Here is a 19,413-nt window from a genome sequence, read left to right as displayed (position 1 = left end):
GCCTCAGGCAGCAGGACGAGCGATAACGCTGCGGGTTTCCATGCGAACTTCCGCAATGGTCACGTCGATAACGTCGGTCACTTTATAAACGACTTCGCCTTTGATTTGCACGGTGCCGTTTTCCTGGCTGCAAACCAGCTCATCACGCACCGCGTGGATGAATGGCGCAGGGATAAACGCAACCGCCCCGTTCTCAACCAGGCGGACGCGCATCCCGCCACGGCTGACGTCGATAATCTCCGCCGCAAAGCGTGTATCGGTGCCGGCTTTAGGGCTCAGGTAGCGGGCGTACAGCCAGTCGCCAACGTCGCGTTCAGCCATGCGGTTCAGGCGGCGGCGTTCTGCCATCTGAATTGTTGTTTCTTCCGCCGGGCGAACCGCGGTTTCGCCTTTAATAATGGCTTTCAGCAGGCGATGGTTAACCATGTCGCCGAACTTACGAATCGGTGAAGTCCACGTCGCGTAAGCTTCAAGCCCAAGGCCGAAGTGCGGGCCAGGTTCGGTGCTGATTTCGGCGAACGACTGATAGCGGCGAATGCGGCTGTCGAGGAACCCGGTTGGCTGTGCGTCCAGCTCGCGACGCAGCTTGCAGAAGCCGTCCAGGGTCAGCACTTCCTGCGCGTCCACGGTGATGCCGTGAGTTTGCAGCATAGCGGCCAGCTGTTCAGTACTGGCAGGATCGAAGCCGGTATGAACGTTATAAACGCCGAAGCCCAGCTTTTCACGCAGCACGATGGCGGCACAGACGTTAGCCGCAATCATCGACTCTTCAACGATGCGGTTTGCGATGCGGCGAGGCTCGGCCACGATATCCAACACTTCGCCTTTTTCACCAAGAATAAAGCGGTAGTCCGGGCGGTCTTTGAAGACCAGGGCGTGGGTATGACGCCATTCCCCGCGAGCCAGGCAAACGCGCTGCAGCAGGCGAATTTGATTCGCAACCGCTTCGCTCTGCGGCTGCCAGTCACCTTTCTCTTCCAGCCAGTCAGACACTTCGTCATAAACCAGTTTGGCTTTAGACTCGATGTTGGCGGCGAAGAAATGAATGTCGCTGGCAATCGCGCCGTCCTGCTCAATCGTCATGCGGCAGGCGAGGACAGGGCGGACAACGTTGGCGCGCAGCGAGCAAAGATCGTCTGACAGCTCGCGCGGCAGCATTGGGATATTGAAGCCAGGCAGATAGTTGGTAAAAGCACGCACTTTAGCGATGCCGTCGAGCTTGCTGCCTTCGGCAATCCACGCCGTTGGGTCGGCGATGGCGACGGTCAGCTGCAGCTTGCCGTCGGCCAGTTCTTCAACGTACAGCGCATCGTCCATATCTTCGGTGCTGGCGCTGTCGATGGTGACGAAGTCCAGCGCGGTTAAATCTTCACGCACCAGGCCATCATCGAGCATTTCGGTTGCCACGCCGTCCGGCGCTTCACGTTCCAGGTTATGGCGTGACAGTGTCACCCACCACGGCGCAAGATGATCGTCGCCGAAGGTAATAAATTGGGTTAATTCCGCGTAAAAACCGCGGTCGCCTTTCAGCGGATGGCGGCGCATCTCAGCCACCGCCCAGTCACCGTTTTGGAAGTCATGGCTGACGTCACGTGCGGCGCGGCACTGAATCGCATCTCTTAACAGCGGATGATCCGGCACAATCGACAGGCGATCGTCTTTTTTCTGGACGCGGCCAACAAAACGCGTCAGGAAGGGCTCGATAAGCGTCTCCGGCTCGGCAGACTCACGGTCCTTATCGGTGTGAATGACGGCGCTGATACGGTCGCCGTGCATCACTTTTTTCATCTGCGGCGGCGGAATAAAGTAGCTTTTATTGGCGTCGACTTCGAGGAAGCCGAACCCTTTTTCCGTGCCTTTTACCACACCTTCAGCGCGTGGAGTCTGGGAATGCAGTTGCTGTTTTAGCTGCGCGAGCAGCGGGTTATCCTGAAGCATATCGTTTCGTTTTCGTGGCCAAAAGAGCGGCTGACAGTTTTACGCGAAACCGTTCCTTGCGGCAAGCGATGATTGCCGCAAAGGCTTACGGAGTCAGCGCTGGGGCGGTATTTCCCAGACCAATTTTCAGGCGGTTTATCCAGCCTGCAAGCCCGGCACCGACCAGTAATCTCAGGGCCTCCTGTTCGCTAAAACCCTGCTCATACAAAGGTTGAAGCTGGGCTGCGCTGAATCTGTCCGGCGCGCGGGTTAATAACTGCACGGCCTGGATGATCGCCTTTTCGCGAGGATGGTTATGGCTCCAGGCGTTAAGCGCGCGCTCGCCGTTACGCATCGCATCCGGCAGGCCAGCATCTCCCTGCCAGAACGCTACCGCATCGCTAAAACAGGCCGCGCTGCCGTTAATTCTCGCCGTGAGCATAATAACCAGCAGCGCGTCATTTGAGAGCTGTGAGGTAGCCTGCCAGAACAGGCGGGTTAGCTGACTGAGATAAGAGAGCGCCCGATCGTCATGGGCCAGCAGCCAGGCAATGTCGCGCAGCGTGCGCAGCGACTGGCTGATGCTTAACGCTTCCAACTGCTCCGGGCGGGCGTATCGCATCTCAACGGGCGCCAGCCCCGGCTGCCAGCTAGCCGAATGCGGCGTAAACAGCTCGGGTTCTGCGTCCTGCTGCCCGTTAATACCCGGCAACCAGCGAGCGGGCAGGCCCTGCTGAGCCTGCCAGACGGCGATGGCGCGCGCCTGGAAGCCAACAAAGCCGATAATCTGGGTAAATGAGACGATATCGTCCACGGAGAGACCACATTCTTCCAGTTGGGCGAGCGCGGCGTCGTCGATAAGCGTCGGCTGGCTGGCAAGCTGGCGGGCAAACTGGGTGATTTGGGTCAGGCGGCGGTTACTTTCACGAGAAGAGTCCGGGCCGGGCTGTGGTGCCAGGCGAGCGGCGTAGTGGTTACAAAGTCGCTGTACGCCGTAAACCTGCGCGACGGTCAGCGCCGTGCTCAGGCGGTCATAGCTGCTGAGAGTATGCAGGCGCGTGACGTGGATGCTGTCCGGGAGCAGCACGTCGGAAGCGGCTCGGGCTGCATCAAGCCACGGGGCTTCGACAATCAGCTGCGCTTCAGAGAGCGTTAAATCAAGCAGAAAGCGGTCTTCAACCTGCGCCGCTTCGGGAACTAAAGGCAGCACATCCGCCGGGCACAGACTGGACTGGGTTTCATGATACCAGTGGCTTTTACCAGAAAAGCGGCGTTGTTCCATGGTCGTTCCTTGGTCAAAAAGTTTGCAGACCCGGATACAACGTGGATGCCGGGCCTGGTTCGCTGTTTTATCCTGGCGCAAGCACGGGAGGTGACAAAAGAATGATCGGTGATAATAAATATCGGAAAGGTATAACTAATTAGAGTAAGGCGGGCAATACAGAGGGAAATAGCGAAACGGGCCGTAGCCCGCTTCACTCTGAAGCTGAAATTAGTCTTTCAGTTCCAGCTCGTTCATGGCAGCAATGCTGAAGCCGCCGTCAACGTGAACCACTTCACCGGAGATACCGGCAGACAGGTCGGAACACAGGAAGGCTGCGGAGTTACCCACGTCTTCGGTGGTTACGGTACGGCGAATTGGGGTAACCGCTTCGCAGTGGGCCAGCATTTTACGGAAATCTTTGATGCCGGAGGCAGCCAGAGTACGGATTGGGCCAGCGGAGATGGCGTTTACGCGCACGCCTTCTGGGCCCATAGCGTTAGCCATGTAGCGAACGTTAGCTTCCAGAGACGCTTTTGCCAGACCCATAACGTTGTAGTTAGGGATAGCACGCTCTGCGCCCAGGTAGGACAGGGTCAGCAGGGCGGAGCCAGGGTTCAGCATTTCACGGCACACTTTAGCCATTGCCACGAAGCTGTAGGCGCTGATGTCGTGGGCAATTTTAAAGCCTTCGCGGGTCACGGCGTTCACATAGTCGCCATCCAGCTGGTCGGCTGGGGCGAAGCCGATGGAGTGAACGAAACCGTCAAATTTCGGCCAGCTTTTCGCCAGTTCGGTAAACAGCGCTTCGATGCTCTCATCTTCAGCCACGTCACATGGCAACACGAGGCTTGAGCCCAGCTCTGCAGCAAAACCTTCCACACGGCCTTTCAGCTTTTCGTTCTGGTATGTGAAAGCCAGCTCGGCGCCTTCGCGATGCATCGCCTGTGCGATACCGTAGGCAATGGAGAGTTTACTGGCGACGCCAGTGATCAGAATGCGTTTACCGGTAAGAAAACCCATAGCTTTAATCCTTAATAGTCATTGTTGTTGCGGCCAGCAGGTGAAAAAACAAGCAGGCCGACGTTAAGACCGGGCGATTCTAACATGACTCCCACGCAAGCGTTAATCCGACCACTTTTCCGTTAGGAAAAGTGCGAATCAACGATCCCTGCGCCAGGCGTCAGCGGTTAAAGCCTCGCCGAAGTGGCTGTTAATCAGCCGCTTAGTCAGTTCATGCAGCGGGGAGGCCAGCACGTCAGCCGTACTGCCGCGCTCCACCACTTCGCCTTCGTGCATCACCATCACCTGGTCGCTGATGTGCTTCATCATGCCAATGTGTTGGGTCACGTAAATATAAGAAATACCTTGTTTTTCCTGCAGCTCAAGCATCAGGTTAATCAGCTGTGAGCGCATGGACATATCCAGCGAGGCCAGCGCTTCGTCGGCAATAATCACCTTCGGCCTCAGAATCAGCGCGCGGGCGAGGCCCAGACGCTGTTTTTGCCCCGGAGCGAGCATATGCGGATAGTAGCTGGCGTGATCCGGCAGCAGGCCGACCATACGCAGCGTCTCCAGAATGCGTTTCTGGCGCAGCTCAGACTCAAGCTCGGTATTCAGCCGCAGCGGGAAGTCCAGAATCTGCGAGATGCGCTGGCGCGGGTTCAGCGAGGTGCTCGGATCCTGAAATATCATGCGGATCCGCTGGCTGCGCCAGGAGTAGTCGCCGAAGTGAAGAGGGTGATCGTCAATCACCAGCTCGCCGGTGGTAGGTTCAATCATCCCCGCCAGCATTTTCGCCAGCGTAGACTTACCCGACCCGTTTTCGCCGATAATGGCGAGCGTTTGCTTCTCGCGCAGCGTAAAGTTAAGCGGCTTGACCGCCTCGACGTGCTGGCGGCGGAACAGGCCGGTACGGTAGCGAAACGTCTTACTTAAATTGCGAACTTCCAGCAGCGTTTCGACCATTACTGACTCTCCATATTCAGCGGGAAGTGGCAGGCATACAGGTGGTTCTTAGCCCCTTCAAGCCTTGGCGCTTCAATGCATTTTCGCTGGGCGTAAGGGCAGCGGGGGCCAAGACGGCAACCCATTGGCAGCTGTTCCAGCAAAGGAATGGCTCCCGGCATGGTATTTAAACGGCTCTTGTGCGGCATCGGGCTACCAAAATCTGGGATAGCGCGGATGAGCGCCTGGGTATACGGATGATGAGGCACGGTTACCAGCTCTTCGCTGGTGGCGCTCTCCACGGTTTGCCCGCAGTACATAACGTTAATTTTATCCGCCCAATGGCTCAGCATCTGCAGGTCGTGGCTAATCAGCAGGATCGTGGTGTTGTTATTCTGGTTCAGCCGGGTCAACAGGCGGAAGATTTGCGATTGCGTCGTCGGCTCCATTGCGTTAGTCGGCTCGTCGGCAATCAGCAGGCGCGGCTGGTTTGCCAGCGCAATGGCAATCATCACCTTCTGGCATTCGCCTTCCGTCAGCTCGTACGGGTAGCTGCTCATGGCGTCTTTATGATCTTTAATTCCCACGCGGTGCAGCAGTTCGATAGCGCGGCGTTTTCGCCAGCCAAAGCGCTGCCACCAGCGGCCTTTGTAGGTCCAGCCGGGGATGTTCTGGGTCAGCTGACGGCCAATCCTTTCTGAAGGATCCAGGCAAGACTGTGGCTCCTGGAAAATCATCGACACGTTATGGCCGACGAGGCGGCGGCGTTCGCGTGGGGAGAGCCGCAGCAGGTCAATATCATCAAAGCGCATGCGGTCGGCGGTCACGCGCCAGTTATCTTTGGTTACGCCGCAGATAGCCTTGGCGATGAGGCTTTTCCCCGAGCCGGACTCGCCGACCAGGCCGCGAATTTCCCCTTCGGCAAGCGTCATGCTGATGCGGTCGACGGCCTTTACCCAGCCTTCAGACGTCATAAATTCGATGGTCAGATTGCGGATATCAAGTAACGGCATTATTGCACCCCCGCATTAATCGCGCGGCGCAGGCCGTCGCCAAGCAGGTTAACCAGCAGCACGCTTATCATGATGGCGGCACCCGGCAGCATAACAGTCCACGGCGCAACGTAAATCAGCTCCAGGGCGTCGCCCAGCATCGCGCCCCATTCCGGAGAAGGCAGCTGCGCGCCAAGATCGAGAAAGCCCAGCGCGGCAATATCCAGAATAGCCATAGACAGCGCGCGCGTGGTTTCGGTGACCAGCGTGGCGGTGATATTAGGCATGACGGCAAACCACAGAATATTCAGCGTAGAGGCGCCGTCAAGGCGGGCGGCAACCACGTACTCTTTTTCCAGCTCGTCGTGGACCGCGCTGTACACCGAGCGCACCATGCGGGGCAGCAGCGCCAGCCAGACGGCAAACATCGCGTGGCTCAGGTGCGGGCCGGCAAAAGCCACAACAATAATCGCCAGCAGCAGGGAAGGAATAGAAAGCAACGTATCAAGGATATGGTTCAGCACCGCCGAACGCAGGCCGTGGCTTGAGCCGGCGATAACGCCGAGCACGATGCCGCAGACTGTCGCCGCAAGGGTAACGACAAACGCGCCTCCTACCGTTGGTGCAGCGCCGCTCAGCAGACGGCTCAGCACGTCACGGCCGAGATCGTCGGTACCGAGGAAGAACGACACCTCGCCGTAGCGGGACCAGGACGGCGGCAGAAGCTGATAGCCCAGGAACTGCTGATCAATCTGATAAGGGGCAAAAAGGCTGCCAAACAGGCACAGTATCGCCAGGCCGCCGCAGCCGTAGAGACCAATCATCGCGGTGGTGTCGCCATAAAATTTCCGCCACGTCAGGCGCAGCGTGCTTGGCGGCCGCTTTTCGCGGTAGACGCTATCGTAAGGCATACCATTCCTTATGCTTCAGTGGGTTGGCCATAGCGCCCAAAATATCGGAAATCACGTTAACGATAATCACCAGCGAGCCAATGACCATCACCCCGGCGGAAATAGCCATATAGTCCTGCTGGCGAATGGCGTTGATCAGCCAGCGGCCAAGGCCCGGCCAGCTGAAGACCACTTCGGTGATCATCGCCAGCGTCAGCATGGTTGAAAACTGCAGGCCCAGACGTGGGATCACCGGCGGCAGCGCGTTATGCAGCACGTGGCGATGCAAAATGGTAAAGCGCGAAAGCCCACGCGTGGCGGCCGCTTTGACGTAGTTCTGATCGAACACTTCGATGGTGCTGATACGCATCAGGCGAATGACTTCGGTGGTCGGGGCGACGGCGAGCGCGGCTACCGGCAACACCATATGACGCAGGGCACTGACGATCATTTCGCTGCGGTAAGGGGAATCAGAGAGCCACGCATCCACCAGCGCAAACCCGGTGACGGACTTCACCTCGTAAAGTAAATCAAAGCGGCCGGACACGGGGAACCAGCCCAGCGTCAGCGAGAAGAACAGCGTCAGCAGCAGCGCCAGCCAGAACACCGGAATCGAAAAGCCCACCAGCGCAAGGGCGCTGATCAGCTTATCCTGCCACTTATTGCGCATAATGCCCGCCAGCATGCCCACCGGAATGCCAATCAGCAGCGCCAGGCCAAAGGCCAGAATGCACAGCTCCATGGTTGCCGGGAATACATCGCGTAACTGTTCGTTGATCGACTGGCCGTTAATGCTGGACACGCCAAAGTCCCAGTGCAGCAGGCTTTCAAACCAGAACACCCAGGCGTTCCACATCGAGGCGCCCTGCAGCGGCGCGTGCGGGGTGAAATAGTTGAGGCTAAAGCCGACCACCGCGAGGAACAGCAGGGTGATCAGCAGCAGCAAAAGGCGGCGTAAAGTAAAGATGATCATTATTTTTTCACCTCAACATTTTCCCTGGACACGCCCGCAAACGAGGCGTTGCCGAACGGGCTCAGCACCAGGCCTTTCATATCATAGCGGTAGGCCTGTAGCCTTAACGAAGAGGCCAGCGGCAGCACCGGCAGCTCGGCAGAGAGAATATCCTGCGCTTCGTTATAGGCTTCAATTCGGGCGGAAAGCTGCTGGGAAGAAAGCGCTTTTTGCAGCACGCTGTCGAACTGCGGGTTACACCAGCGCGCATAGTTGGTTTGCGAGCCAATCGCCGCGCAGCTCAGCATCGGGCGGAAGAAACTGTCCGGGTCGTTACTGTCCGTTGCCCAACCGGCAAGCGTCAGGTCGTGATTCATGTCCATCAGGCGTGCTTCCTGGAAGCGGCCTTCCATCGGCACGATGATCACCTTCACGCCAATCTGCGCCATATCGGCCTGAATAAGCTCGGCGGTTTTCAGCGGGCTTGGGTTCCAGGCCTGAGAGCTGGTGGGCACCCACAGGCGCAGCTCCAGGTTATTCACGCCCAGCGCTTTCAGCTGTTCGCGGGCCTTAGCCGGATTGTACTCGGTGATTTTTGCGTCGTTATCGTAAGCCCAGGAAGCGCGGGGCAGAATAGACGCCGCGGTTTCAGCGGTGCCGTAATAAATAGACTGCATCAGGCGCTGGTTATTGATCGCCAGCGCGAGGGCATGACGCACGGCCGGGTTATTCAGCGGCGGCTTATTGGTGTTAAACGCCAAATAGGCGATGTTCATGCCGGGGCGCAGCGTCAGGCGTAAACGCGGATCGTCACGCAGGATAGTCAACTGGCTTGCCGCAGGCCAGGCCAGCACGTCGCATTCGCCGGTCAGCAGTTTGGAAAGTCGCCCCGTGCCGCCGGAACCGAGGTCAACCACTACCTGCGGCATCAGCGGCACGCCGCGCCAGAAGTGCTGGTTACGGGCAAGGCGAATGTACTGCCCCGCGCGGTATTCGCTCAGCAGGAACGGGCCGGTGCCGACCGGCTGCCTGTCCATCAGTTCCTGACGATCGGCTTTGGTCAACTGCGCGGCATATTCGGCGGACATCACCGAGGCGTAATGCGTAGCCAGGTGCCAGAGGAAAGAGGCGTCCGGCTTATTGAGGCGGAATTCAACGGTATTGTCATCCAGCTTGCGAACGCTTTTCACCGTTTCCGGGAACTGGAGGCTGTCGAAATAGGGATAGCTGCCGCCGTTAACGTTATGCCACGGGTGGTTGCGGTCGAAAATACGCTCGAAGGTAAACACCACATCATCGGCATTCAGCGTGCGGCCGGGTTTAAACCATGCGGTGGTCTGGAACTGGACATTGCGGCGCAGGTGGAAGCGATAGGTCGCGCCGTTATCCAGCACTTCCCAGCTTTCCGCCAGCTCAGGCACCAGGCGATAGGTATAAGGGTCGACGTCCAGCAGGCGGTCATAAAGCTGTGCCGCCAGCGTGTCGACGGTCAGGCCGCCGCTGGTCATCTGTGGGTTGAAGGTGTTGACCTGCCCGTTGACGCAATAAACGAACCCACTACGGCGAATATCTGCCGGTTTTTCAGCGGGCGCTGCGGCACGTGCCGCGCCGCTCAGGCAGCATAAACCCAGTAACAGGGAGGAGAGCATTCCGCGCATAAGTTTTTGAGTTATCTCAGGTGATAGGCAAAGTGTATCGCACTCTTGCCTTCTCCCCAAAATTACTGGTGACGATCGGCAATTTTCTGCGCAGGACGATGAAAAAAACGCCGTTCAGTCGGGCGGTGGGCTGGTTAACTGATGCTTTTTCAGCATCGCACGTAGCTGATGATAACTCACGCCCAGCAGTTCTGCAGCCCGACGTTGGTTAAATACCGCCTGTTTCAGGCTTTGCTCCAGCAGGCTTTTCTCTTGCTCGTTTTGCCAGTTTCGCAGATCGAGCGGCAGGGCGGGCAGCGCAGCATCGGTCTGCTTTTGCGCCGGGTAAAGCGGGGCCGGGCGGCGGGTAAAGGGATTGAGAATAATAGTGTCCAGCGCTTCATCGCTCGAACCGTGGCGATACACCGAGCGTTCGACCACGTTTTTCAGCTCGCGGATGTTGCCCGGCCAGCCATAGTTCAGCAGCGTCTCGCAGGCGCGATCGGTAAAGCCAGGGAACAGCTGTAGATTGAGTTCCCGGCACATTTGAATCGCAAAGTGATCCGCTAGCAGCAGGATATCAGAGCGCCGTTCGCGCAGGGGCGGCAGCATCACCACGTCAAACGCCAGCCTGTCGAGCAGGTCGGCGCGGAATTTCCCCTGTTCCGCCAGCTCCGGCAAATCGGCGTTGGTGGCGCAAACCAGCCGGGTATTAACCTGCAGCGGCTGGCTGCCGCCAACGCGCTCAAGTTCGCCGTACTCCACCACGCGCAGCAGCTTTTCCTGCACCAGCATCGGGGCCGTGGCCAGCTCATCAAGGAACAGGGTCCCGCCTTCCGCGCGTTCGAAACGCCCCTGATGACGTTTCTGCGCGCCGGTAAATGCGCCCGCTTCATGGCCAAACAGCTCGCTGTCGAGCAGGTTTTCGTTAAGCGCCGCACAGTTGAGGGAGATAAAAGGCCCTTGCCAGCGCTGTGACAGGAAGTGCAGGCGGTTGGCTATCAGCTCTTTACCTGTACCGCGCTCGCCGATAACCAGCACGGGTTTGTTCAGCGGCGCCAGGCGGGAAACCTGCTCCATGACCTCGAGGAAGCTGTTGGCTTCTCCGATCAGGCTATCCTTGTTTTCTGACATGGCTAAATTCCCTAATAGTTAGTTAATTTAACCACTATAGCGGTTTTTGTATTGACGTCAAATTCGCGTGAATGCTGATAAATCAATGAATTAAAAAGTTGGCACGGATGCTGCAATATCTTTTGCGAGCAGAGTATCTGGCACCCGAAGAGAGTCAGGCACCTGAAATAATGACTTAAGAGGATTGAATAATGGGTATTTTTTCTCGTTTTGCCGACATCGTGAATGCGAACATCAACTCCCTGCTGGAGAAAGCGGAAGACCCGCAAAAGCTGGTGCGTCTGATGATTCAGGAAATGGAAGACACGCTGGTGGAAGTTCGCTCCACTTCAGCTCGCGCGCTGGCCGAGAAGAAACAGCTGAGCCGCCGCGTTGAACAAGCTACCGCGCAGCAGGCAGAATGGCAGGAAAAAGCCGAGCTGGCGCTGCGTAAAGAAAAAGAAGATCTGGCTCGTGCCGCGCTGATTGAAAAACAGAAGCTGACCGACCTGATTGTGACGCTGGAAAATGAAGTGGTTCACGTGGATGAAACCCTGGCGCGCATGAAGAAAGAAATTGGTGAGCTGGAAAACAAACTGAGCGAAACTCGTGCTCGCCAGCAGGCACTGACCCTGCGTCACCAGGCTGCGTCTTCTTCTCGCGACGTTCGCCGCCAGCTGGACAGCGGTAAACTGGACGAAGCCATGGCGCGTTTCGAATCTTTCGAACGCCGCATCGACCAGATGGAGTCCGAGGCGGAAAGCCACGGGTTTGGCAAACAGAAGTCGCTGGACACCCAGTTTGCCGAACTGAAGGCCGATGATGAAATCAGCGCCCAGATAGCTGCGCTGAAAGCTAAAATGAACCAGGATCGTCAATAATAATCCAGGCCGCGGTGCGCAGGGCGTACCGCGATTCAAGCCTGACCTGTAAGGAGTACACATGACCGCGCTTTTTCTTGCTATCCCGCTGACCATCTTTGTGCTGTTTGTGGCGCCGATTTGGCTGTGGCTTCACTACAGCAACCGTCCTAACGGGGAGCAGCTTTCACAGAGTGAACAGCAGCGCCTCGCCCAGTTGACCGATGAGGCGCGACAGATGCGGGAGCGTATTCAGTCTCTGGAACAGATCCTTGATGCCGAACACCCGAACTGGAGAAACAACTAATGGTGAATTCATTTTCCGGTCGTAAGCTGTGGCGCATCCCTGAAAAAGGGATGGTGAAAGGCGTTTGCGCGGGCATTGCTCAGTATCTTGATGTCCCGGTAAAGCTGGTCCGCGCGATTGCCATTTTGTCGATATTCTTTGGCCTGTCGTTTTTTGTGCTGGTGGCCTACATCGTGATGACCTTTGTCCTCGATCCGATGCCCCAAGGCGCAGATGAACAAAACGCCCAGCCCACCAGCCGTGATTTGCTGAACGAGGTGGATGCGGAGCTGGCAGCGGGTGAACAACGTTTGCGTTCTATGGAACGTTACATCACCTCTGACACCTTTACGCTTCGCAGCCGTTTCCGTCAGCTTTAAAAACAACCCTCACCCTAACCCTCTCCCTGAGGGCGAGGGGATAAACAGGTTTTCTCCCTCTCCTGGGGGGAGAGGGCCGGGGTGAGGGCGCCCAGGTTCAATGCCCACCGCACACCGCAATTAACCACTTTTGGAGAGACAATGACTACATTCCATACCGTCAGTCAGAAAGCCAAACCAGGCCTGAAACTCGCCGGTAAGCTGGCTCTGCTTGCCGCCCTGCGATTCGGCCCGGCCGGTTTTGCCGCGTGGGCAATAAAATCCGTTGCCCGTCGTCCACTTAAAATGGTGCTGGCCGTGGTGCTGGAGCCGTTGCTGACCCGCATCCTGCGTAACGTCTCCGATCGTTACGACCGCCGTATGGCAAAATAACCCTCCTGCAACGGTAAGAATTCTCGCCATAACGCTTTGATTCGTGGCATTTCGCCCCATTTGATATTATCAATGAAGGTATTTCCCGAAACGGAAGGCAATCAGGACGCTTATGAACCGAATCAAAAACGAACTTAACGCCCTGGTGAACCGGGGCGTCGATCGTCATTTACGCCTGGCGGTGACCGGGCTGAGCCGCAGCGGTAAAACGGCGTTTATCACCGCGATGGTCAACCAGCTGCTGGGGATTCATACCGGCGCACGCCTGCCGATGCTTAGCGCCGCGCGCGAAGAGCGACTGCTTGGCGTTAAGCGCGTCCCCCAGCGTGACCTGGGCATTCAACGCTTCACCTATGATGAAGGTATGGCGCAGCTTTTCGGCACGCCCCCGGCCTGGCCGACGCCGACTCGCGGCGTGAGCGAAATGCGCCTGGCGCTGCGCTACCGTTCCAACGACTCGCTGCTGCGCCACTTCAAAGACACTTCAACGCTGTACCTGGAAATCGTGGATTATCCGGGCGAGTGGCTGCTCGACCTGCCCATGTTAGCGCAGGATTACCTCAGCTGGTCGCGACAGATGACCGGCCTGCTGCAGGGGCAGCGCGCCGAATGGTCTGCCCAATGGCGTCGTCTTTGTGAAGGGCTGGATCCTCTTGCACCCGCGGATGAAAACCGCCTCGCCGCTATCTCTGAGGCGTGGACCGACTACCTGATGCGCTGCAAAAAAGAAGGGCTGCACTTTATTCAGCCGGGGCGTTTTGTCCTGCCCGGAGATATGGCCGGAGCTCCGGCCCTGCAGTTCTTCCCGTGGCCGGACGTCGACGATTACGGCGAGTCGAAACTTGCGCAGGCGGATAAAAACAGCAACATCGGTATGCTGCGTGCGCGCTTTGATTACTACTGTGAAAAGGTGGTGAAAGGGTTCTATAAGAATCACTTCCTGCGCTTCGACCGCCAGATCGTGCTGGTGGACTGCCTGCAGCCGCTCAACAGCGGGCCGCAGGCGTTTAACGACATGCGGCTGGCGTTAACCCAGCTAATGCAAAGCTTCCATTACGGGCAGCGCACGTTGTTCCGCCGCCTGTTTTCACCGGTTATCGATAAGCTGCTGTTTGCCGCGACCAAAGCCGATCACGTTACTGTCGATCAGCACGCCAACATGGTCTCTCTACTGCAGCAGCTGGTGCAGGACGCCTGGCAAAATGCGGCCTTCGAAGGTATCACTATGGACTGCATGGGGCTGGCTTCGGTTCAGGCCACGCAGAGCGGCATGGTTGAAGTTCAGGGCGAGCAAATTCCGGCGCTGCGCGGCAACCGCCTTAGCGATGGTGAACCGCTGACGGTCTATCCGGGTGAAGTCCCTTCGCGCCTGCCCGGCAATGCTTTCTGGCAGAACCAGGGTTTTCAGTTTGAACAATTCCGCCCGCAGGTGATGGACGTTGACCGTCCGCTGCCGCACATTCGAATGGACGCGGCGCTGGAATTCCTGATTGGAGATAAATTGCGATGAGCGATCCTATTAAACCGCGCATCGATTTTGCGCAGCCGCTGGAGGCGGACAAAGAGCAGGACTGGAAAGCGGCTCATGCGTTCAGTGAACCAGAGGCTCAAAAGTTTACGCCGGTCGTGACCAGCCCTGAAACGCTTGCCGAAGAAGAAGGGCAGGCTGAGGCGGTTATTGACGCTGCGCTGAGGCCGAAACGCAGCCTGTGGCGTAAAATGGTCACCGCCGGGCTGGCGCTGTTTGGCGCCAGCGTCGTCGCGCAGGGCGTGCAGTGGACCCACAACGCTTTTGTTAATCAAGACTGGATAGCGCTCGGCGGCGGCATAGCCGGTGGGCTTATCGTTGCGGCCGGCGTCGGCTCCATTGCCGGCGAATGGCGGCGTTTATGGCGTTTACGCCAGCGCGCAGAGGAGCGCGACGAGGCCCGCGAGCTGCTTGCCAGCCACGGAACCGGGAAAGGGCGAGCGTTCTGCGAAAAATTAGCCAGCCAGGCCGGGCTGGATAAAGGCCATCCGGCGCTGCAGCGCTGGTACGCCTCCATTCACGAAACCCACAACGACCGGGAAGTTGTGGCGCTCTATGCCCAGCTGATTCAGCCGGTGCTGGACGCGCAGGCCAGACGTGAAATCAGCCGTTCGGCCGCCGAATCCACGTTGATGATTGCCGTCAGCCCGCTGGCGCTGGTGGATATGGCGTTTATCGCCTGGCGCAACCTGCGCCTGATTAACCGCATTGCCACGCTGTACGGCATCGAGCTGGGCTACTTTAGCCGTATTCGCCTGTTCCGCCTGGTATTGCTGAATATCGCTTTTGCCGGGGCCAGCGAGCTGGTGCGTGAAGTCGGTATGGACTGGATGTCGCAGGATATCGCCGCCCGGCTTTCGGCTCGTGCCGCGCAGGGCATAGGCGCCGGGTTGCTGACCGCGCGTTTGGGGATCAAGGCCATGGAACTGTGCCGTCCGCTGCCGTGGCTGGAGGGTGACAAACCCCGGCTGGGCGATTTCCGCAAACAGCTTCTGGTCCAGCTCAAAGAAACCCTGGCTTCCGGGAAAAACAAACCGGCCAGCTGAGTCCGTGCTACTGACGAAAGGGCAGCTCCGGCTGCCTTTGGTCGTTTACAGCCCCGGAAGAATTTCGCGCTTGTTGACCAGTGGTTTGCCTTTTAGTGTCAACATTTCATGACAGGTATCTTCTTGCTAACGGCTAACTGAGTTATCATCCTTCCAACTCTATGAGGTCCTTCAGCCTGGCTGAGGGTCATATAGGCCGTTTACCGTAAAATAAGGTCACCTGCATGCGTCTGGAAGTCTTTTGTCAGGACCGCCTTGGTCTCACTCGTGAACTGCTCGATCTGTTAGTGCTGCGCGGCATTGATTTGCGCGGTATCGAAATTGACCCGATTGGGCGTATTTACCTTAATTTTTCATCCCTTGATTTTGAATCCTTCAGCAGCCTGATGGCTGAAATCCGCCGCATTCCTGACGTCACGGACGTGCGTAAGGTGCCGTGGATGCCTTCTGAGCGCGAACATCGTGCGTTGAGCGCATTGCTTGAAGCGCTGCCGGAGCCGGTGCTGTCGCTGGATATGCGCAGTAAAGTTGAACTGGCTAACCCGGCAAGCTGCATGCTGTTCGGGCAGAGCGAAGACCGTCTTCGTAACCATAATGCGGGCACGCTGATTAGCGGTTTTAACTTCACCCGCTGGCTGGAGAGCGAACCGCACGACTCGCATACCGAGCATGTGGTGATCCACGGGCAAAACTTCCTGCTGGAGATCACCCCGGTTCACCTGGACGGCGAAGATAAGCAGCCGCTGCTGGTTGGTGCGGTTGTTATGCTGCGTTCTACGGTGCGCATGGGGCGTCAGTTGCAAAACCTCTCCAGCAGCGATTTCAGCGCCTTTGACCAGATTGTTGCCGTCAGTCAGAAAATGCGTCACGTAGTTGAGCAGGCCCGCAAACTGGCGCTGCTGAATGCGCCATTATTGATTGTGGGTGATACCGGCACAGGTAAAGATCTTCTGGCGAATGCCTGCCACCTGAGCAGCCCGCGGGCGCAGAAGCCTTATCTGGCGCTTAACTGCGGTTCTATTCCCGATGACGTTATCGAAAGCGAGCTGTTTGGCCATGCCGCCGGTGCCTATGCCAACGCCGTCGAAGGCAAAAAAGGCTTCTTCGAGCAGGCTAACGGCGGCTCGGTTCTGCTGGATGAAATCGGCGAAATGTCGCCGCGCATGCAAACCAAGCTGCTGCGCTTCCTGAACGACGGGACTTTCCGTCGCGTAGGCGAAGAGCATGAGGTGCATGTCGACGTTCGCGTAATTTGTGCGACGCAGAAAAATCTGGTGGAGCTGGTGCAGAAAGGTGAGTTCCGCGAGGATCTTTATTATCGCCTGAACGTGCTGACCCTTAACCTGCCGCCGCTGCGCGATCGTCCGCAGGACATCATGCCGCTGACCGAACTGTTCGTGGCGCGCTTTGCCGACGAGCAGGGCGTGCCGCGGCCCAAGCTGTCTCACGATTTAAGCAGCGTGCTGACCCGCTACGGCTGGCCGGGCAACGTTCGCCAGCTGAAAAACGCCATTTATCGTGCTTTAACCCAGCTGGAAGGCTACGAGCTTCGTCCGCAGGACATCCTGCTGCCGGACTTTGACGCGGCCAGCCTGGCGGTGGGGGAAGAAGCGATGGAAGGATCGCTGGATGATATTACCAGCCGCTTTGAGCGCTCGGTATTAACGCAGCTTTACCGGAGTTATCCAAGTACCCGTAAGCTGGCAAAACGGCTGGGAGTTTCCCATACCGCGATTGCCAACAAGCTGCGCGAATACGGTCTGAGCCAGAAGAAAAGCGAAGAGTAAAAATAAAAAACCCCGGAGATCCGGGGTTTTCTTTTGCTACAGACCTGAGTCTTAAGCCTTCAGCACTTCCAGTGCCGCAGCGTAATCCGGCTCGGTGGTGATTTCATTCACCAGCTCGCTGAACACCACTTCATCGTTCTCATTGATAACCACTACCGCACGTGCGGTCAGGCCTTTCAGCGCGCCTTCGGCAATGCTGACGCCGTAAGCCTGCTGGAACTCAGGGTTACGCAGGGTCGACAGGGTAACGACGTTGTTCAACCCTTCAGCGCCGCAGAAACGGGACTGAGCGAACGGCAGGTCGGCAGAGATACACAGCACAACGGTGTTATCCAGCTCGGTTGCCAGTTGGTTAAATTTACGCACGGATGCGGCACACACGCCGGTATCGATGCTTGGGAAAATATTCAGCACTTTACGTTTGCCGGCGAACTGGCTCAGCGCAACGTCAGAAAGATCTTTAGCGACCAGGGTGAATGCAGTGGCTTTGCTGCCGGTCTGTGGGATCTGACCTGCAACCTTGACCGGGTTGCCCTGGAAATGAACGGTTTGTGACATGTTTAATCTTCCTTTTACATAAAATTAACGCCCGGGACAGTGTATTCCAGGAAATCCGTGATGAACATAAAAAACTGAAAGTGCACGTAAAAGCCTGGGCTCGCTATACTCAGGCGATAACCCCAGGGGAGGATGACGATGAGAACAGTGAAAGTTTACCAGGAAGCATGGCCGCTCCATACGCCATTTGTGATATCGAGGGGAACGCGCAGCGAAGCGGTTGTCGTGGTGGTTGAGCTGGAAGAGGACGGTGTGAAAGGCGTCGGCGAATGCACGCCATACCCGCGCTATGGTGAAAGCGATGCTTCGGTTCTGGCTCAGGTAACAACGGTACTTTCACTGCTTGAACGCGGTATGACGCGCGCCGAATTGCAGCAGGCTCTGCCGCCGGGGGCGGCGCGCAATGCAATCGACAGCGCGCTGTGGGACTTAGAAGCCCGGATGAAACATACCAGCGTATCAGCCCTGAATTCGGTTGAATTACCTGAAATGGTGACCACGGCTCAAACGGTCACCATTGCCGCCCCGGAACAAATGGCTGCGTCTGCTGCTTTGTTATGGGAGAAAGGTGCCCGCCTGCTCAAGGTCAAACTTGACGATCGTCTTATTACCGAGCGTATGGTTGCCATCAGGGCAGCGGTACCGGAAGCCATTTTGATTGTGGATGCCAACGAGTCCTGGCGCAGCGATGGCCTGGCCGCGCGCTGCCAGCTGCTGGCAGACCTCAATGTGGCGATGCTGGAGCAGCCGCTTCCGGCGGGGGACGACAGCGCCCTGGCCAATTTTATCCACCCGCTACCGATTTGCGCCGACGAAAGTTGCCACACGCGTAGCAGCCTGCCTGCGCTTGCCGGGCGTTACGAAATGGTGAACGTTAAGCTCGATAAAACCGGCGGTCTGACGGAGGCGTTGCTGCTGGCTAAGGCCGCGCGGGAGCAGGGATTTGACGTCATGCTCGGCTGTATGCTTTGCACGTCACGGGCGATTGCTGCCGCGTTACCGCTGGCGGCCAGAGTACGTTTTGCCGATCTGGATGGCCCCACCTGGCTTGCCGTAGACGTGGAGCCATCGCTGCATTTTGAAACCGGAAAACTCTACCCTTAAGCTTACCTGTGCCAGTGCAAAAGATCGGTCATTGCGCGCAGGTAGCGCTCGCTGGCTTCATCCGCTGAGATCGGCGGAAATTCAGCCGTGATACAGGGCAGGCCCAGGTCGGCGCACCAGCTGCCGAACGACCCCGGCGTTTCATACCCGACGGTGGTCACCAGCGGGAGCGCAAACGCCTCGGCCAGCCAGTGCCCCAGGGCTGAACTGTGGGGATCTTCAATGCAGCCCAGCGGATCGTGAAAAGAGACAACCCACGCGGGCTGCAGCTGATGGATAAGCTGGCACAGCGCGGTAGTTTCTGGTTCAGATCCCGGCGTCTGGCCGGTAGACAACACCACGTCACGTTTATCCGCGCTGCTGTTCCAGCGGTAAACCGTGTCACCCGCTTTCCAGTTGGCGGCCGGGAAGTTGCGGTTCAGGTCGACGCCGTGCGCATTTGCACGCAGGCCAAGCTGGCAGCCGTCCGGATTCACCGCCAGCACCACATGATGCCGCCTGAACTGCGGTTCGAGCGTCCTTAAAGCGCAGGAAAGCGCCACCATCGCGGCGTTCTCATCGCCGTGTGTGCCGGCAATGATTAGCCCGCTGCGCTCTTCCGTTTTTATTGCCGGAAAATAGAGCAGCGGCGCGCCTAATGCTGATTTTCCGTAGCGTTCACAGCCCGGCGGCAAATGGCCGCGCTGGGGGCGAGGGCGGGTCACAGGCATGATGTTCCTCTCACTGAATAAGACGGCTATGAACGTCATTAATAGCAATCTTTTAGGGAAAACTCACCTTAAT

The 19,413-nt window shown here is 57.6% G+C and carries 19 protein-coding genes; 8 read left to right on the top strand and 11 right to left on the bottom strand.

Annotated elements, in window-relative coordinates; genetic code table 11:
* Window positions 1–3 precede the first annotated feature (3 nt).
* From ACE38U_RS20050 to pspF, 9 genes are all read right to left on the bottom strand, one after another.
* Window positions 4–1,938, bottom strand: coding sequence for an exoribonuclease II (locus tag ACE38U_RS20050; RefSeq protein ID WP_375530416.1), 1,935 nt, complete (start codon window positions 1,936–1,938; stop codon window positions 4–6).
* Window positions 1,939–2,023: 85 nt separating this feature from the next.
* The gene (locus ACE38U_RS20045) at window positions 2,024–3,199 is read right to left on the bottom strand and encodes a CMD domain-containing protein (protein ID WP_375530415.1); all 1,176 of its coding nucleotides are present in this window, start codon (window positions 3,197–3,199) and stop codon (window positions 2,024–2,026) included.
* Window positions 3,200–3,409: 210 nt separating this feature from the next.
* Complete coding sequence (fabI, locus tag ACE38U_RS20040) at window positions 3,410–4,201, bottom strand: enoyl-ACP reductase FabI (RefSeq protein WP_038471970.1); 792 nt, start codon at window positions 4,199–4,201, stop codon at window positions 3,410–3,412.
* A gap of 138 nt (window positions 4,202–4,339) precedes the next feature.
* The gene (sapF, locus tag ACE38U_RS20035; protein ID WP_154186893.1) at window positions 4,340–5,146 is read right to left on the bottom strand and encodes a putrescine export ABC transporter ATP-binding protein SapF; all 807 of its coding nucleotides are present in this window, start codon (window positions 5,144–5,146) and stop codon (window positions 4,340–4,342) included.
* Window positions 5,146–6,138: a putrescine export ABC transporter ATP-binding protein SapD gene (gene sapD / locus ACE38U_RS20030; protein WP_038471976.1), complete on the bottom strand. Its 993-nt coding sequence runs from the start codon at window positions 6,136–6,138 to the stop codon at window positions 5,146–5,148. The genes sapF and sapD overlap by 1 nt, the downstream gene beginning before the upstream one ends.
* The gene (sapC, locus tag ACE38U_RS20025; protein WP_038471979.1) at window positions 6,138–7,028 is read right to left on the bottom strand and encodes a putrescine export ABC transporter permease SapC; all 891 of its coding nucleotides are present in this window, start codon (window positions 7,026–7,028) and stop codon (window positions 6,138–6,140) included. The genes sapD and sapC overlap by 1 nt, the downstream gene beginning before the upstream one ends.
* Window positions 7,015–7,980 carry a putrescine export ABC transporter permease SapB gene (gene sapB, locus ACE38U_RS20020; RefSeq protein ID WP_038471982.1) on the bottom strand — a complete coding sequence of 322 codons (966 nt, stop codon included), beginning with the start codon at window positions 7,978–7,980 and terminating at the stop codon, window positions 7,015–7,017. The genes sapC and sapB overlap by 14 nt, the downstream gene beginning before the upstream one ends.
* The gene (sapA, locus tag ACE38U_RS20015; protein ID WP_375530414.1) at window positions 7,980–9,617 is read right to left on the bottom strand and encodes an ABC transporter substrate-binding protein SapA; all 1,638 of its coding nucleotides are present in this window, start codon (window positions 9,615–9,617) and stop codon (window positions 7,980–7,982) included. Before sapA ends, sapB begins: the two co-directional genes overlap by 1 nt.
* Before the next feature lie 114 nt (window positions 9,618–9,731).
* Complete coding sequence (pspF, locus tag ACE38U_RS20010; RefSeq protein WP_375530413.1) at window positions 9,732–10,730, bottom strand: phage shock protein operon transcriptional activator; 999 nt, start codon at window positions 10,728–10,730, stop codon at window positions 9,732–9,734.
* Between the two features lie 191 nt (window positions 10,731–10,921).
* Between pspF and pspA the strand changes: the two genes are divergently transcribed.
* From pspA to tyrR, 7 genes are all read left to right on the top strand, one after another.
* The gene (gene pspA, locus ACE38U_RS20005) at window positions 10,922–11,590 is read left to right on the top strand and encodes a phage shock protein PspA (RefSeq protein ID WP_038471992.1); all 669 of its coding nucleotides are present in this window, start codon (window positions 10,922–10,924) and stop codon (window positions 11,588–11,590) included.
* A 61-nt stretch (window positions 11,591–11,651) separates the two neighbouring features.
* Window positions 11,652–11,876, top strand: a complete 225-nt coding sequence (gene pspB, locus ACE38U_RS20000; RefSeq protein ID WP_038471995.1) for an envelope stress response membrane protein PspB — start codon at window positions 11,652–11,654, stop codon at window positions 11,874–11,876.
* Entirely contained in the window at window positions 11,876–12,235 is a 360-nt protein-coding gene (pspC, locus tag ACE38U_RS19995) for an envelope stress response membrane protein PspC (protein ID WP_375530412.1), read from the top strand. Before pspB ends, pspC begins: the two co-directional genes overlap by 1 nt.
* Window positions 12,236–12,376: 141 nt before the next feature.
* On the top strand, window positions 12,377–12,607 hold the full coding sequence (pspD, locus tag ACE38U_RS19990; RefSeq protein ID WP_038472001.1) for a phage shock protein PspD: 231 nt from the start codon (window positions 12,377–12,379) through the stop codon (window positions 12,605–12,607).
* A gap of 112 nt (window positions 12,608–12,719) precedes the next feature.
* Window positions 12,720–14,117, top strand: coding sequence for a YcjX family GTP-binding protein (locus tag ACE38U_RS19985; RefSeq protein ID WP_038472004.1), 1,398 nt, complete (start codon window positions 12,720–12,722; stop codon window positions 14,115–14,117).
* The gene (locus tag ACE38U_RS19980) at window positions 14,114–15,181 is read left to right on the top strand and encodes a TIGR01620 family protein (RefSeq protein ID WP_375530411.1); all 1,068 of its coding nucleotides are present in this window, start codon (window positions 14,114–14,116) and stop codon (window positions 15,179–15,181) included. Before ACE38U_RS19985 ends, ACE38U_RS19980 begins: the two co-directional genes overlap by 4 nt.
* A gap of 224 nt (window positions 15,182–15,405) precedes the next feature.
* The gene (tyrR, locus tag ACE38U_RS19975; RefSeq protein WP_375530410.1) at window positions 15,406–16,968 is read left to right on the top strand and encodes a transcriptional regulator TyrR; all 1,563 of its coding nucleotides are present in this window, start codon (window positions 15,406–15,408) and stop codon (window positions 16,966–16,968) included.
* Between the two features lie 51 nt (window positions 16,969–17,019).
* Here the strand turns inward: tyrR and tpx are convergent, their stop codons facing one another.
* Window positions 17,020–17,526 (bottom strand): thiol peroxidase, encoded by a 507-nt coding sequence (gene tpx, locus ACE38U_RS19970; protein ID WP_038472012.1) that lies wholly within the window; start codon window positions 17,524–17,526, stop codon window positions 17,020–17,022.
* A gap of 138 nt (window positions 17,527–17,664) precedes the next feature.
* Here tpx and ycjG point away from each other — a divergent pair, with 138 nt between their 5' ends.
* Window positions 17,665–18,630 carry an L-Ala-D/L-Glu epimerase gene (ycjG, locus tag ACE38U_RS19965; RefSeq protein WP_375530409.1) on the top strand — a complete coding sequence of 322 codons (966 nt, stop codon included), beginning with the start codon at window positions 17,665–17,667 and terminating at the stop codon, window positions 18,628–18,630.
* Window positions 18,631–18,632: 2 nt separating this feature from the next.
* Here ycjG and mpaA read toward each other — a convergent pair whose 3' ends face one another.
* Window positions 18,633–19,340 (bottom strand): murein tripeptide amidase MpaA, encoded by a 708-nt coding sequence (gene mpaA, locus ACE38U_RS19960; protein ID WP_038472018.1) that lies wholly within the window; start codon window positions 19,338–19,340, stop codon window positions 18,633–18,635.
* Between the last annotated feature and the right edge of the window lie 73 nt (window positions 19,341–19,413).

Origin of the sequence: Cedecea selenatireducens (assembly GCF_042138895.1) — a bacterium.
In the GTDB taxonomy this organism is placed as follows: Bacteria; Pseudomonadota; Gammaproteobacteria; order Enterobacterales; family Enterobacteriaceae; genus Cedecea; species Cedecea selenatireducens.
This window is presented reverse-complemented; position numbering and strand designations above follow the sequence as displayed.

Bases quoted from the DNA above. Each gene is read 5' to 3' on its own strand.
- sapB (WP_038471982.1), bottom strand. From the start codon at position 7,980: ATGATCATCTTTACTTTACGCCGCCTTTTGCTGCTGCTGATCACCCTG.
- pspD (WP_038472001.1), top strand. From the start codon at position 12,377: ATGACTACATTCCATACCGTCAGTCAGAAAGCCAAACCAGGCCTGAAA.
- tyrR (WP_375530410.1), top strand. From the start codon at position 15,406: ATGCGTCTGGAAGTCTTTTGTCAGGACCGCCTTGGTCTCACTCGTGAA.
- ACE38U_RS20045 (WP_375530415.1), bottom strand. From the start codon at position 3,199: ATGGAACAACGCCGCTTTTCTGGTAAAAGCCACTGGTATCATGAAACC.
- ACE38U_RS20050 (WP_375530416.1), bottom strand. From the start codon at position 1,938: ATGCTTCAGGATAACCCGCTGCTCGCGCAGCTAAAACAGCAACTGCAT.
- mpaA (WP_038472018.1), bottom strand. From the start codon at position 19,340: ATGCCTGTGACCCGCCCTCGCCCCCAGCGCGGCCATTTGCCGCCGGGC.
- fabI (WP_038471970.1), bottom strand. From the start codon at position 4,201: ATGGGTTTTCTTACCGGTAAACGCATTCTGATCACTGGCGTCGCCAGT.
- pspB (WP_038471995.1), top strand. From the start codon at position 11,652: ATGACCGCGCTTTTTCTTGCTATCCCGCTGACCATCTTTGTGCTGTTT.
- sapF (WP_154186893.1), bottom strand. From the start codon at position 5,146: ATGGTCGAAACGCTGCTGGAAGTTCGCAATTTAAGTAAGACGTTTCGC.
- ACE38U_RS19980 (WP_375530411.1), top strand. From the start codon at position 14,114: ATGAGCGATCCTATTAAACCGCGCATCGATTTTGCGCAGCCGCTGGAG.
- sapD (WP_038471976.1), bottom strand. From the start codon at position 6,138: ATGCCGTTACTTGATATCCGCAATCTGACCATCGAATTTATGACGTCT.
- sapC (WP_038471979.1), bottom strand. From the start codon at position 7,028: ATGCCTTACGATAGCGTCTACCGCGAAAAGCGGCCGCCAAGCACGCTG.
- ACE38U_RS19985 (WP_038472004.1), top strand. From the start codon at position 12,720: ATGAACCGAATCAAAAACGAACTTAACGCCCTGGTGAACCGGGGCGTC.
- sapA (WP_375530414.1), bottom strand. From the start codon at position 9,617: ATGCGCGGAATGCTCTCCTCCCTGTTACTGGGTTTATGCTGCCTGAGC.
- pspF (WP_375530413.1), bottom strand. From the start codon at position 10,730: ATGTCAGAAAACAAGGATAGCCTGATCGGAGAAGCCAACAGCTTCCTC.
- pspA (WP_038471992.1), top strand. From the start codon at position 10,922: ATGGGTATTTTTTCTCGTTTTGCCGACATCGTGAATGCGAACATCAAC.
- ycjG (WP_375530409.1), top strand. From the start codon at position 17,665: ATGAGAACAGTGAAAGTTTACCAGGAAGCATGGCCGCTCCATACGCCA.
- tpx (WP_038472012.1), bottom strand. From the start codon at position 17,526: ATGTCACAAACCGTTCATTTCCAGGGCAACCCGGTCAAGGTTGCAGGT.
- pspC (WP_375530412.1), top strand. From the start codon at position 11,876: ATGGTGAATTCATTTTCCGGTCGTAAGCTGTGGCGCATCCCTGAAAAA.